Source organism: Faecalibacterium hattorii, from assembly GCF_003287455.1.
In the GTDB taxonomy this organism is placed as follows: Bacteria; Bacillota; Clostridia; order Oscillospirales; family Ruminococcaceae; genus Faecalibacterium; species Faecalibacterium hattorii.
The window spans coordinates 1-13,446 of the sequence record NZ_PRLC01000015.1 but is presented as its reverse complement, the minus strand read 5'-3'; the positions used below and the strand labels follow the sequence as shown (position 1 = coordinate 13,446).

The window sequence follows — 13,446 nt, the reverse complement described above, 5'->3', positions numbered from 1 at the left end:
TCGCTTCATTCTTATTTAAAATTCAGCGGTGGAACTTTCTCTATCAGATCCTCCACGTTGCAATTCAGCGCACGCGCAAGGCGAAGCAGCGTTTCTGCTTGTGCTTTGTTGATGTCCTTCTGTCGCTGTTCGTACTGCTGGATGGTACGCACAGGCACATCAGCCTGCCCTGCCAGTTCCGATTGGCTCAATCCGGCCAATGTGCGCATGGCTTTCAGGTTTGTTTCCGGCTTTGCCGCACGGTACAACTCGTTCATCTTGTCTGCAAACTGCCGTACATCCATCTCGTGGTAGGGCGTATACAGCAGCCGCACTTTCGTGATAGACACTGCCTGTTCAATCTCCGCAAAGCGCAAACTGGTCAGCCACTGGTAATAGGCAAGAGCCCAGCCTGTCCAGTATTCCGGGCTGCGGTCGTAGGCATACGAGGGTTTCTGCATGGGCACGGCTTCGCCCGCCTGCTCCAATACAGCGCGGGCAAGTTCTACACCGGACAAGCCCACCAACGCAGAACAATCCCCCTGCTCGAACCGGGCAGACAGTTCACTGGTCACAAACCACTGCCATGCCGTCTCCAACGGATAGTGCAGATCGTTGACAAGATAATCCAACATCCGGGCAAGATTTTTCTGTGCAGCAGAAAGATAGCTTTTATCGTAAGCGTGGATCATTGGGCTTCATCTCCTCGTCGAGAATCGTGGTAATATAAAGGTCTCCCCTCTGACGGCGGTTGCGCTCCACGTCAAAATATTGGCGGCGGGCTGTCTGGTCACGGAAGGCCTTTTTCTTATACCATTCTTTAGAGTCTACGGTCTCATAGCCGAGAAATTCCAGTTGTTCAAAGGCCGCTTTGCTTTTCAGCACGAACTGCTGCCCCAGCTTGCCCAAGCGCATGGCATTGCACAACTGGCGGTAAGAGATTGCACCGTTGATAAAATCGGATGCAAAGGAAAAATAGCTGTCATCTGCCCTGTAGCCAATGATGATATCAGCAGATTTATAGTCGAGGTGAAAAGTGTTCATCAGGTATTCTTTGGCTTCTGCGGCCAGCGGGGCAGAAGTATCGAATTCGCGGTTCTCCAAAAGAATCGTCAGCCAATGCAGCATCGTGTAACCGGGAGCGTTCAAATCCAGAATGGTCAAACCATCGCATTCGATTTCATACCGGTTAGCGTAGCCATTGTGGTCGATGCCAACGCCCCACTCTTTTGCCATGTTAGGATTCTCGGTGCAGTAAAAAACAACACCGTAATCATTATAGGTCTTACCATAGCCGAACTTTGGCTTTTCAATAATATGATCCGAACCGTGATGAATTGTTTTTTCCACAGAACCACCTCCTCGCTCTAATTATACTCCCGCAGGAGTATGCGTGCAAGAGCTTTATATGAGAATTACGCTATGCACAACACAAGATGTTTTCTGTTTTTATATTATCGATTGGTTTCCCGCAAAAAATCTTCCATCTGGATGACATTGCTACGGAAAGTTTCATCAAAAACGTCCAGAGCTTTTTCTCTTTGCTGCACAGTAGCCGCTGTTTCCAGCAGCAAAAACGGAAGCTTGCAGAAATCATCGACGGCAAGGCCATATCCCTTAGTTGCATCCTCACAGGCCCGGGCGCAAAAAATGTACAGATTTTCCCACCAAGCAGAGCTGTTTTCTTTTCTGGACTCCAGAAAAAAGCGGATCAAAGCGTACTCAGCCCGGTTTGCACACCGTTCCACAAAAACCTGTAAAATGTCCGGATCGTGAGGCCCAGGCTCCCGGCAATACTGCCATACGATATGCTGCGGGATCTCCTGGCAATTTTGCAGTATATAAAGCAGCAGCTGCTTGGCAGCGGTGTTCTTAGGCTCCTGGTTTAGGTCGTCGAAACACTGATCCAAAATTCCATAGGCCTGTTCTGGCATATGCTGCCTTTGGAAAAGGTAGGCATGGACATCGGGATCTCCTTTGATGCACAGCTCAGCCAGAATACGGGCAGCATTACGAACAAGATCCTGCTCCGTTTCGCTCTGCTCAAATGCCCAGATCAGACAGGCACGGCACTCTTCCGGATGGACTGGGTAAAGCTGCATGATAAACCATCCGGATGTATAGTGTAAAATGCAGCGCGGATCTTGCTGCAAAACTTTCCAATAGCCTTCGCAGGCAAAAGGCTTGTCTACTCTACTGACTGCTGCAAGTGCATCTATCACGGCATAGCGAACCGAAGGATGCGGATCCTGAAGACCATGCTCGAGGACGGTCTTCCAATCCTCTACTTTTTCCGGGCACTTCCATAAAGTTTCTGCGATCGTTCGGAACGCATACCCCCGGATGCTGTTCAGTACGTTGTCCCGGAGACACTGGCAGGATTTGTTCTGTGGGTCGTTACACGATGTTATATTGTATGTGTTTTCCTGCGGATTTTTATGCTCAACTGCCAGAAAGCGCAGACGCTGATAGCTTTCAGCAGACCAAGGGGCTTCCGGGTGGTTGATCAGTAAACCGCAAAATCCTGAAGCCAGCTCATAATCCATCTCCGCTGTCATGCAGCGTGTGAATTTTTCAGCGACGGCTTCAACAGTTTCAAACCCGACCGCATCAAATACTTCTTTTTTTGTGAATACATTCAGGATTACCGCCGAATAATGCGCATCAATCTGCTCGGGTAGTTTTTCTGCAATACCAGCCAGCCGCAAAGGCTCTGTGACGAAAAAATTTTCCAGTGTCCGGGCAAACTCTCTGGGAGAGGATTCCAGTCCCGGCCGATGGAAGTGCTGCTGAATGGTATCACGAGGTGATAGATGCAACATGTCCGAAGTGAGCAATCGGATCCATGCCGCATCGCTCAGCTTTTCTGCATGATCTGCAATGGACGAACGAACGGTATAGCTCTCTATGAGCCCTCCTTTTTTATACCATACATCTCCAAAGCCCTGCTCTTTCCGGCGCTGCAGCACAGCTTGCAGTGCTTTGCTTTTGCTTCTGGCTGGATCCATCGCGGGCAAAAGCGTCTCCTGCAGGCCGCCCCAGTAGGGCCAATATCCTTTTTGTTTAAACCGCTCTCGCGCGATTTCCAGCATATTGGGAGAGCGATTGGAAACAATGCGCTGCTCCATTTGGTCAAATTGATCATCGGACCAGAAGGGAGAGAACTTTTTCAGAACCTCTGCCGCATAGGTCGTCATCCGCTCTTCCGGGCTCGTTATGTCTAGAAAGTGTTCCGGGAACTTCTCCATCAGCCATTGATAGGCCAGCATGGCGTCTTGCTCCGGTAAAAGTAGGAGCGTTTTTAAAATCCATTCATGTTCCAACCAAGATTCTGTATGCAGATGATTTGCTATAAATTTTTCTACATACGGAAGATCCTGCTGCACCAGCTGCTGCAGCGAATCCTGTATCAGCTTTACATAGCAGCGTACACCATTGTAATATCTGTCATACGCTCGCCATCGCATCCGAGCATCCTCCCCTTTGGATACCTCAATTACCAACGGACACAGCGTTTCCAATACACCCTTGGGGCATTTCTGGGAAAGTTCCATGAATTTTGGTGCGATATATTCCTGATGTGACGATACCTGTCTAAAGGCAAGGGCCAGATATTCCACCGCCTTATCAGGGCATGTCTCCACCCAGGCTTCGTACTCACTGGTATTCAGCCCCAGGGCTGGCTGTGTTTTCAGGATCTGCAGGCATAGTTCAACCGTTTGACGTTCCAGATTTTTGTGCATCCAGAACAGACTTAAAATATTCCGGTCATTTTCCGGCGTTTTTCCAATATAGGGCAGCACCGCTTCTCTTACAAAAGCCTGGTCGCTCGTTACAAGCGGGCGCAGCAACCACAACGCCGTGGGGTCGGCCCAAGATGCGGCAAACCCGGCCGTTACATACTGCCGAATAAATGCACTGTGCCCCCAGAAAACACGGTGCAGAATTGTTTCTCTCCAGACATCTTCATTCCAGTGCGCCTGAATGAACGCTATGATTTTTTCTCCGGGAGCCTCTATCTGCCCGAGCGCTTCCCAAACGGTACACTTGTAATAATAGCGGATGTTTTTGCTGGTCAGAAAACTTTCGGCTCTGTCTAAAAACAATGTTGTGCCAGCGCGCAGCAGCACTTGCCAGAGCATCTGCAGCCGCACCCGATATTCCGGCCCCTGGGCATTGTAAGAAGGCAGAAGTTCTTCCACCTTTTTCCTGTGCAGAATATCTTGCAGCCAGCACTCTACATTCAGGTAATCGGCCATGCTTTGATGAACAAATGCCAAACAGCCTTCATTTTTGTATAATACGTTTTCTGAAATCAGGAATTCCTGCACCTGCTGGTTGCCCGGGAGAGCCATTTCCGGGACACAAGGAGTTTCCTGCATCAAGCTCAGTAAAGCGTTTAGAAATGACTCGATGGCATCTGCGTGGATGTTTTTTTGCTCTCCATGCTGAATGATCTGCGTTTTCCATTCTTGCATCAGGTCAACCGGAGTAGTAAACGCATTATCTTTTCGTGCATCCTCCAGGAACTGCCAGATGTATAAGTAACAGGGGGTTCGCAAAATGCGCTTCATGGCTGGCAGCATACGGGCATAACGTTCTTTGCCTACAAAAAATTCCACTCGTTCCTCGTCCCATGCATGCAGTTTGATCTGTTCCCAGGGATCGGACTGCTCAGGGATTGCCAGAGTGCAAAGCCTGCGCAGTGCCAGATCGTTCTCGTAGTCAAACTTGCGGCTGACTAAAACGACCCGGACAACCCGGTCTCCACTGCAGCTCAAAGCCTGCACCTGCCGCAGCATCTCTCCGCAGACATCCAGTGCTTCTTCGCAGGAACGGGTCGCCCAGCGAAGGGAGTCCAACTGGTCTAAGATGAGAACGCCCATCTGACCACTGGCCAACTGGCTTTCTAGGCAAAGCACTGGCGAAGCCCTGAATCCCAAAGCTTCGCCGTAGTATTCCGGTGTGCCTTGGGGAACCTTTTGGTCAACTGAAAGCGCCAAGTACGGAATATGCTCATTATCCAGCTCATCCAACAATGCTTGCACACAACCACTTTTGCCGATGCCTGCACCGCCAAGGAGCAAAACATTTTTGCCTGCCAGAATGGTCTGCAACACCGTGTGAGCTTCCTGTATGGGGAAAGGATGATCGCCGATGGGGTGGAAGTGGGACTTGAACCGATGATTCAGACGCTCGATCTGCAGTGGGATATTGGTATCGGAGGCCAGAAGCCGGCGCTGGTATCCCCGCTGTTCCAGATATTGCTGCAATATCCCCGCCGTGAGCGTTTTGCCATAATTATCGTTCTCCGTCAGGTTCAAAAGGACATCATAGACATCATCCGGGTTCCCGGTGAACATACTGCCGAGCACGTATTTCCACTGATCTCCCTCTACCGAATCATCACTGAGCGTACATATTTCAAACTGCCGCAGATAGAATGCAGCCTGTTCCTGATCCGCTGCTGTCTCTCCCAGTCCAAGATTTTTTCGCCACTGATCGAATAGATTTTTTCGGTCATGCGTCGTCAGCTGATCCGTTACAAAGCGCTGACAGGAGTCCGAATTTCTGGCCGTCAGACACAAATCATTCAGCGCCACAAAGGGAAGTGCAGTCACAAACACAAAGTGATTCTGCTCCGTCTTTACATGTTCCTTGATATGCTGAAACACCTTATGCCGTGCTAACGCAGACATCGTCCAGTGCTCATTGCTGCCGTTGCGTGCCTTACACTGGTGAAAATCCTTCCTTCCGCCTTGGTATTCTACGATAATGTCCGTGCCGCTTTCATCGTCACCTGTGGGCTCACTCTGTACACTCAGCAGGCCGCCCTGCAAAACCTTTGCCATGAGAGACACGAAATATCTTCGTTCGTATCGATTGCCAAACTTATCAGCGCGTCCGCCTAATTCAAATGCCATCGTCCGCTCCTTATTTTTAGAGGTCAATGTTTCTGCTTATTTTTAAGGATATTTTGCAAATAGCTTTCTGTCAAGAGCTTTTGTTTCAAATTATGATAGCTTTACGTCTGCTGACTATTGTTTTTCTGTTTTCTTTTCGTGCAAAGATATCCTGAAACGTGCTGTCGGGCACACGCCCAAATTCAAAACGCCGGATGAAGTCTATCTCCATCCGAAAGCCAACCAGATAATCGAAGCCCGAAGCCTTTGATAAGGCCAATCAACTGGTCAAGGATGAAGTTTTGGCTCTGCCAGAAGAATAATATCCCCACAAACCATAAAACCGTCAACGCATGAGATAGCAATCTCTTACGTTTGACGGTTTCTTTTTCACCCTAAAAGCACTCTTGCTCTGCGCTGTACCTCTTTTTCGATCATCTTCAAGCGATTTGGCGGCAGATTATAACGTGTCGCTCTGCGGTCAAAATGGAAATCCAGCAGCTTATGGAGCATTGCACGGTGACGAGGTTTCATTGCACTCTTTGCAGCTGCAAAAAAATCATCGTATGCAAGCGGAAGCAGTGTGCGGGCATATTCATCAAACGCTTTCTGGTTGTCCCAAAGATCCGTTCCGCCCAAACTGAACAGCGAGTTTCCGTGGTCAAACAGCGGTGCAGGTGCCGCAATCGTGTTGGTCTTATTATCTACCAGCACACCAAAGTTTCCATAGTGGCGGTCTGTATTGCAGATGATCGCATCAAAGACCAGCATATCTTCCAGCGCATCCACAAAGTTCTGACCTAACGTCTGATAATACGCAAAAATCGCTTTCATCCCGCCTTTGGACACAAGCTGTCCGATGGGAATATAAGAATACTCTTTGCTGGTGAACAGCTCACACTTGGAACAAAGCGTCTTTTTCAGATCTTTTGTCAGGGTGTAGCGAATCGCATTCACGCCCATCACCTGTGCAACTTGATAAGCATACAGTTCCGAGTACGGTTCAAATCCAAAATAGCTGAACCCTGACGTGCCACCTTTATAAAGATAGATTTTTCCGTTTTGTCTGCGCCAGCATTTTGGCAGCATCCCGTTGGTCGAGAACTCCGGGCAGGACGCAAGCGAAGTTCGTATGCTACTGCCATATCCTGTAAAGGCAATTGCGGCCAGCACCTGACTGAATCGGTTATCGTAAAGATTTACTTTTTTAAAGGTGTCACCGGAGCCCTCTGCATCTACCCAAAAGCAATCATTGAGTGAAAGACCTTTATTGGCTGCAATAATTCCAAGCGGTCGATTCAAAGAAAGCCCCACCTTAGAGAGCAGAGCGTCTACATACGCTCGGTTCTTCGGAATTGCGCGATGCCGCAGCCAGCGTTCTACACCATCTTCTGATACAGTCAGATTCAAAGGTAGAAAAGAACGGTTTTCTTCGTAGACTTTTATAATATGGAGGCCAGTATCTGCACTGTCCATGTTTGCTTCAAAGGTAAGCAGCGGCAAATCAAAATGCCGGATGGTGTAGCGCACAGCGATTTCTCCTTTCATCCATGATCTTTTCCTTTATTGTACGGCATCAGAATCCGAATGAAAAGCACCGTCGTCATTCTGCACAAAATTCAAGGATAAAATTTTACACCCAAAAATCTGCAAAAATCGGGTTTTCAGAGCCATTTTGCCGTTCCTCTCCGAATTTTGCTACAGATCTGCTACAAACTTGCTACAAACGACTGAAAAAGGGGCCTCCTACACGTTTCATTATCAATATGCAAAAGTGAATTCGTTTCACTTTTTCGTATCAAAAAGCACGTAGATACAAGAAAAAGCCGCTTACCTTTTCAGGTAAACGGCCTTACGTTTGGTGAAAGGGCACTCCGGCAAGCACCGTGTCCCCGGTAGACTTTCCTACAGGTCTAGGACCCGCGGGCTAAGCAACAGCCCACTGGGCTGATTGCTTGCGGCGCTTCGCACCGCCGCCCTGTTCGAGTTCCTAATTCTCCACACACAGACTTACGAACGAGAATGCAACAAAAAAGAGCCACCAACCAAAGTTGGTGACTCATGTTTGGTGGAGCATTGTCCACAGCACTCGAACCCAACACCTCTTCACGGGAGATGGTTTTGGAATCGTCCGTGAAGTTGAAATTGAGCACGACCCGGTCGTCAAAAACGTAGACCGAGTTGACAAAGGTATCAATGATCTGCCGCTGGTGTTCCATGTCCCTCATGTCACCCTTGCGGAATTTTTCAAACCAGAACCGCATCCATTCGCGGGTCAGGACTGGCTTTTTCAGCTCTTCTTCCAGAATGCTGGTGTTCAGGGCTTCCTTCCGGGCTTCCAGTTCGTCCAGCCGCTGCTTGGTGGTCGGGGTCAGGATGCCCTGTTCAATGGCTTCCAGAAGGTTTGCCAGCCGCTTCTCCGTGTCCCGGAGCTGGTCTTTCAGGACAGGCAGCCGGGTGTTCTCCTGCTGCTGGGCATCCATGACCAAATCTATCAGCTGTTCGATGATTTCATCGCTAAAAATCACCTTAATGGCGGTGTCCACCACGAACCGCTCCAGCGGCTCCTTGCGAATGGCTTTCAGGTCACAGTGCGCCTTGCCATGGCGTTTGGCGTTGCCGCACTTGTAGTAATAGTAGGTGTTTCCCATGTGGCTGGTGCCGCTTTCGCCACCCATCAGGGTGCCGCACTTGCCACAGAACAGTTTAGTGGTCAGCAGATAGCTCACATCCTCTTTCGCAGGGCGACCGTGGGCGATCTTGTTCTGCTCGAAACGTTGCTGCACCCGGTTGAACAAGTCCTCATCCACGATGGCGGGAATGCCGCCCGGTGTCACGATGTCCTTATATCGGTATTCACCTATGTAACGGCGGTTCCGGAAAATCTGGAAGAAGCTGTTCTTCACGAACGGCTTCCCGGTGCGGGTGCGCAGCCCTCGCTCATTCAGGGATGCGGCAATCTTCTCAGCCGGTTCGCCGTCGGCGTACCGGCTGAAGATCTCCTGCACAATAGGAGCCGTTTCCGGGTCGATATGGTACAGCCTGTCCTCCTTGCCAATGGTGAAGCCCAGCGGCACCACACCGCCGTTGTACTTGCACTGGAGGGCGTTTTCGCGCTCACCGCGCGCTACCTTCAGGGCGAGTTCGGCGGAATAGTATTCCGCCATGCCAATAAGCATACTCTCCACCATAATGCCTTCAGGCCCCTGCGAAATGGGTTCCATGGCAGACACCAGATGGACACTGTTCTTTTCCAGCTGGTACTTGTAGTTCACGGCATCGAACCGATTCCGGGCAAAGCGGTCAAGTTTCCAGACCAGAACCACATCGAAAATTTTCTTTGCGCTGTCCTTTATCATCCGCTGGAAGTCCGGGCGGTCATCCGTTTTGGCAGAGTAGGCACGGTCAATGTAGGTGCCGACCACAGTGATGCCGTTCTTCTCGGCGTAGTCCTTGCAGTCGCGCAGCTGTCCCTCAATGGACGCTTCACGCTGGCTGTCGGATGAATAGCGGGCGTAGATCACGGCGGTCATGGTTGCACCTCCTTGGCGTGTATTCGACTTGCCTTTATAGTATCGGGTCAAGCGCAGCTTGTCAACAATCTGCGAGCAGATTGAAATGTGAAAATTGCGAAACGCAGCGAAAAAGGTGAGAGCAAGAATCGTCCCGTGGCCACAAATTTTCAATTCTCGAAAATTCTTGCCCCTTTGGGACAGCTTCTTGTTGGGGCGTGCCTGCCCCAAACCCTGCTAGGAACGAGTACAGCAAACTGGAATTGATTTACTTTGTTTGTAAATCTTCCAGAAAGAAAATTCCCTCTGTTAGGTTGACAAACATTTCCTTGTCCTTGATTACATGAATTTTATTGTTCCACCAGACAGTAGTGTTATTAGCGGAGATTGTTTTGCTTGTTCCATCCTTGAGAAAATAAGTAATTGTAATAGCGGGTTCTTCTTCGCTATTCACTTCCCCAAATAAATCATATTTCAGAAATCCCGTTAGCTTTAAGGCTAACTCAATGTCCTCACTGCTCGAAATTTCTTTAACATCATCCGTGACACTCGGATACGTGATATTTACAGACTGAATATCATTTATGCGGGGCAATCCCCAAAGATACATACCATTCGTAAATATGTTGATCCCAACAATCAAAACAGTCATAACTATCACTTCTATCAAAAATCGAATAAGACCTTTGAAAATCTTGTTCACCAACTTATCCTCCAATCTCGATTTCTCCTACTCCCTCAATTCCGATTTGTTGAACTAAGCCGAGTATACCATACTCTCCAATGAAAGAACACCCCGATATAGTGAAATTTTGCCGTTTTCCTGCGTACGTGCGTACACACTCCACAGGAATTCTAAGGAGCCTGCCCCCTTAGCACACGGACTTTGGAACAAAGTCTAGTGTGTTACACCTTGCCAGAGGTGTACAGGCTCCCGGTACGCACGTACGCAGCAATTGCCCTCAATGCGCCATATAGGTGGCGATCAAGTTCGCACAAAGCGAACTTGATTCCGCAAAGCAAAAGGCAGGATACCACTATCATAGTGATACCCTGCCTTTGCTCGTTTACCGTTCCGAGTAGTCCTTCCGCAGAACCTCCGATAAACAAAAAACGTACCCGAACCCTTTTTCGTAAAGAATCGGGTTCGAGTACGAACTGTATGGTGGAGAATTAGGGACTCGAACCCCAGACCCCCTGCGTGTGATGCAGGTGCTCTAACCAGCTGAGCTAATCCTCCGAATCGGAACAAGGAGATTATACCACAACGCAAAGGGTTTTGCAAGCCTCAATTTTCGATTCCGGCAAATTTTTTTGCCGGGCGGGGCAGTTGCTCTTTTGCGGAAAATGGTGTATACTAAAAATGTGCCTACTGGCGCAAAAGAGAGGTCTTATCGATGCTGTCCATTCGCGGAATCATCACGGTTCTGGTCTTAGCAGCGCTGTTCACCTACGCGGTCATCTGGATCTCCCGGCATGACGGCTGGGAGGGCAAGGGCTGCGGCGGCAACTGCTCCACGTGCCACGAGCGCTGCAACCACCCGCAGAAAAAAGAACAGTGAAAGCAGGACTCCCGGAGCCGAAGCGCCGGGAGTCCTTTTCCGTCTGCTTATAACGCGCCGTACTGTGCGGCGTAGACCGCCACCGTGCTGAGCAGGTCGGTCTGGGCCTTCTGGTAGGTGCTGCGGCCGATGTGGAGCCGCTCAATGGTGTCGTCCTCGGTGCGGCGCTCGAAGTAGCGCAGCCGCATCAGGTCGGCGCGGGTGGGGTCGGTCTGCTGGTAGTAATCCATCGTCCGCTCAATGGCCCGCCGCCAGCCCACGTTGGCCGGGCTGCAAGCCCACTGGCGGGTGCCGTAGCGGCGCAGCGCCAGCTTGGTCTTGGCGCGCTGATCTTCCGTCATGCCGCTCACCTCCGCCCGCCGCAGAAAAAGCACAAGTCCCGCTGAGCCGGGGTCAGCCCCAAGAGCGACGAGAGGGTATCCGCCTCGCTCACCTTGAAGTCCGTCCTGCCGCTGAGCTTGTTTTTCAGCGTGGAGGTGCTGATGCCAAGCACCTTCGCCACATGGCTCAGTTTCAGGTCCCGATTCCAGATATAATAAGCAATTTGTGCGCCGTCTGTCATAGCATATCTCCTTTCCGTTTTGGACAGCTCGAACACATCACAATCTTTAGTTGTATTATACTGCTGCTTTTCCCCATTGTCAAGAACTTTTTTCCAACAAGGAGACTGTCTGCCATGAACCAGAAATCCAACGAAGCCATGACGCTGAAGGTCATTGCCCACATCCGCACCGCCTTTCCCACCAAATTCGGCATCCCGCGGCAGAGCGGGCTGGTGGACAGCCTCCGGGGCGAGATCATCTTCACACCGGAGTACCGCAGCGCCGACGCGGTGCGCGGGCTGGAAGATTTCAGCCACATCTGGCTGGTGTGGCAGTTTTCGGGCGCGGTGCGGGATACGTGGTCGCCGACGGTGCGCCCGCCCCGCTTGGGCGGCAACACCCGGATGGGCGTGTTTGCCACCCGCTCGCCCTTCCGGCCCAACCCCTTGGGCCTTTCCAGCGTGAAGCTGGAGGGCATCGAGATGCGGCCGGAGGTGGGGCCGGTGCTGCTGGTGCGCGGGGCTGACCTGATGGACGACACCCCCATCTACGACATCAAACCCTACATCCCCTACGCCGACTGCCACCCGGATGCCGCGGCAGGCTTTACGGCCCAGACCCAGTTCCACCACGTCGAGGTCGTCTGCCCGGAGGAGGTCTGGGCGCAGGTGCCCGCCGCCGAGCGGGACGGGCTGCGGGGAGTGCTGGAAAACGACCCCCGGCCCTCCTACCAGCACGACCCGGAGCGGGTGTACGGCATGGAGTTTGCAGGGCTGGAAGTCCACTTCAAGGTGGATGGCGACACCCTGACCGTGACCGACATTTCCCGCCGTTGAGCCAAAGGAGACACCATGGAGCTGCGAATCATCAACACATTTCTCCATATCGCGGAACTGCGCAGCTTCTCCCGCGCCGCGCGGGAGCTGGGCTACTCGCAGTCGGCGGTGTCGGCGCAGATCGCGCAGTTGGAGGCCGAGTTGGAGACTCCGTTGTTCGACCGGGTGGGCAAGACCGTCCGCCTGACCGACGCCGGGCAGACCTTTTTATCCTACGCTCGGACCCTGCTGGCGACCTCCGAACAGGCCAAGGCCGCGCTTCAGCCCGCCCGGCAGGTGGGCGGCACCCTGCGCATCGCACTGGCGGACTCCCTGTGCAGCGCCTTCCTGCCCGACCTTTTACAGCGATACCACGCGCTTTGTCCGCAGGTGGAGCTGGTGCTCCACTCGGCCACGGCGGACGAGATGATGCAATGGCTGGGCACCAACCAAGTGGACCTCGCCTACACGCTGGACGAGCCGCTGGTGCAGCCCAGCATCGTGCGGGCGCTGGATATACCGGAATCCATCTGCTTCGTGGCCCCCGCCGGGCACCCGCTGGCGGCAAAGGACGCCGTCACGCTGGAGGAGCTGGCCCGGCAGGAGTTTCTGCTCACCGAGCGGGGCATGAGCTACCGTGACGCCCTCGATCAGGTACTGGAAGCGCATCAACTGTCCATCAAACCCTACTTGGAACTGGGCAGCGCCGCGCTGCTGTGCCAGATGGTCGAGCGGGGGCTGGGGCTCTCCTTCCTGCCGGAATACATCGTCCGGGACGCCCTCGCCGCCGGGCGAGTCGCCCGCCTGAACGTCCCCGACTGCACCGTGACCATGCGGCGCCAGCTGTTCTACCACAAAGATAAGTGGCTCACGCCCCAGATGAAGGCGTTTATGGAGTTGGCGCAGCAATCCCCTGCCGAAGGCACCTGCTAAACAAAGGCAATCGCCTATCTATCATAAGCTCAATCTGAATCAACATGCTGCCGCCCCGGAAGCATGTTGGTTTAGATAATGCTTACACTTTCAGAACGTAAAAAACACCCCCGGCACTGCATTTGAACTGCACCCTATTTGTTAGACAGTATGGTATACTGTTTAGGAAATGGGGTGTTTTTGTATGCCAAAGGGACAAC

General features: G+C 51.8%; 11 protein-coding genes and 1 tRNA gene. 3 read left to right on the top strand and 9 right to left on the bottom strand.

Features of this window, described 5'->3' with window-relative positions; translation table 11 throughout:
• Positions 1-11: 11 nt before the first annotated feature.
• The 7 genes from C4N23_RS10540 to C4N23_RS10510 all read right to left on the bottom strand — a co-directional run bounded on the left by C4N23_RS10540 (position 12) and on the right by C4N23_RS10510 (position 10,634).
• Positions 12-671, bottom strand: a complete 660-nt coding sequence (locus C4N23_RS10540; RefSeq protein WP_112145917.1) for a helix-turn-helix domain-containing protein — start codon at positions 669-671, stop codon at positions 12-14.
• Positions 652-1,329 (bottom strand): DUF3990 domain-containing protein, encoded by a 678-nt coding sequence (locus C4N23_RS10535; protein WP_181567117.1) that lies wholly within the window; start codon positions 1,327-1,329, stop codon positions 652-654. Before C4N23_RS10535 ends, C4N23_RS10540 begins: the two co-directional genes overlap by 20 nt.
• A 104-nt stretch (positions 1,330-1,433) precedes the next feature.
• Positions 1,434-5,903 (bottom strand): P-loop NTPase family protein, encoded by a 4,470-nt coding sequence (locus C4N23_RS10530; protein WP_112145915.1) that lies wholly within the window; start codon positions 5,901-5,903, stop codon positions 1,434-1,436.
• A gap of 369 nt (positions 5,904-6,272) precedes the next feature.
• Positions 6,273-7,412 (bottom strand): XRE family transcriptional regulator, encoded by a 1,140-nt coding sequence (locus C4N23_RS10525; protein WP_242983776.1) that lies wholly within the window; start codon positions 7,410-7,412, stop codon positions 6,273-6,275.
• Positions 7,413-7,795: 383 nt separating this feature from the next.
• Entirely contained in the window at positions 7,796-9,415 is a 1,620-nt protein-coding gene (locus C4N23_RS10520; RefSeq protein ID WP_242983775.1) for a recombinase family protein, read from the bottom strand.
• 247 nt (positions 9,416-9,662) lie between these two features.
• The gene (locus tag C4N23_RS10515) at positions 9,663-10,112 is read right to left on the bottom strand and encodes a hypothetical protein (protein ID WP_055190176.1); all 450 of its coding nucleotides are present in this window, start codon (positions 10,110-10,112) and stop codon (positions 9,663-9,665) included.
• A gap of 445 nt (positions 10,113-10,557) precedes the next feature.
• Positions 10,558-10,634: transfer RNA gene (locus C4N23_RS10510), tRNA-Val, on the bottom strand.
• 157 nt (positions 10,635-10,791) lie between these two features.
• Here C4N23_RS10510 and C4N23_RS10505 point away from each other — a divergent pair.
• A complete protein-coding gene (locus C4N23_RS10505; RefSeq protein WP_112145911.1) occupies positions 10,792-10,956 on the top strand; it encodes a FeoB-associated Cys-rich membrane protein in 165 nt (54 codons plus the stop codon).
• Between the two features lie 47 nt (positions 10,957-11,003).
• On the opposite strand, the gene C4N23_RS10500 is transcribed toward C4N23_RS10505, so the two are convergent.
• On the bottom strand, positions 11,004-11,297 hold the full coding sequence (locus C4N23_RS10500) for a hypothetical protein (protein ID WP_055190005.1): 294 nt from the start codon (positions 11,295-11,297) through the stop codon (positions 11,004-11,006).
• A 5-nt stretch (positions 11,298-11,302) separates the two neighbouring features.
• Positions 11,303-11,518 carry a helix-turn-helix domain-containing protein gene (locus C4N23_RS10495; RefSeq protein WP_055190007.1) on the bottom strand — a complete coding sequence of 72 codons (216 nt, stop codon included), beginning with the start codon at positions 11,516-11,518 and terminating at the stop codon, positions 11,303-11,305.
• Positions 11,519-11,632: 114 nt separating this feature from the next.
• On the opposite strand from C4N23_RS10495, the gene tsaA reads away from it, so the two are divergent.
• Positions 11,633-12,334 (top strand): tRNA (N6-threonylcarbamoyladenosine(37)-N6)-methyltransferase TrmO, encoded by a 702-nt coding sequence (gene tsaA, locus C4N23_RS10490; protein ID WP_242983774.1) that lies wholly within the window; start codon positions 11,633-11,635, stop codon positions 12,332-12,334.
• A 15-nt stretch (positions 12,335-12,349) separates the two neighbouring features.
• Positions 12,350-13,246, top strand: coding sequence for a LysR family transcriptional regulator (locus C4N23_RS10485; protein ID WP_055190009.1), 897 nt, complete (start codon positions 12,350-12,352; stop codon positions 13,244-13,246).
• Positions 13,247-13,446: the final 200 nt, after the last annotated feature.

Excerpts from the sequence above, each read along its gene's own strand:
- C4N23_RS10500 (WP_055190005.1), bottom strand. The coding sequence starts at position 11,297 with ATGACGGAAGATCAGCGCGCCAAGACCAAGCTGGCGCTGCGCCGCTAC.
- C4N23_RS10540 (WP_112145917.1), bottom strand. The coding sequence starts at position 671 with ATGATCCACGCTTACGATAAAAGCTATCTTTCTGCTGCACAGAAAAAT.
- C4N23_RS10505 (WP_112145911.1), top strand. The coding sequence starts at position 10,792 with ATGCTGTCCATTCGCGGAATCATCACGGTTCTGGTCTTAGCAGCGCTG.
- C4N23_RS10485 (WP_055190009.1), top strand. The coding sequence starts at position 12,350 with ATGGAGCTGCGAATCATCAACACATTTCTCCATATCGCGGAACTGCGC.
- tsaA (WP_242983774.1), top strand. The coding sequence starts at position 11,633 with ATGAACCAGAAATCCAACGAAGCCATGACGCTGAAGGTCATTGCCCAC.
- C4N23_RS10495 (WP_055190007.1), bottom strand. The coding sequence starts at position 11,518 with ATGACAGACGGCGCACAAATTGCTTATTATATCTGGAATCGGGACCTG.
- C4N23_RS10530 (WP_112145915.1), bottom strand. The coding sequence starts at position 5,903 with ATGGCATTTGAATTAGGCGGACGCGCTGATAAGTTTGGCAATCGATAC.
- C4N23_RS10520 (WP_242983775.1), bottom strand. The coding sequence starts at position 9,415 with ATGACCGCCGTGATCTACGCCCGCTATTCATCCGACAGCCAGCGTGAA.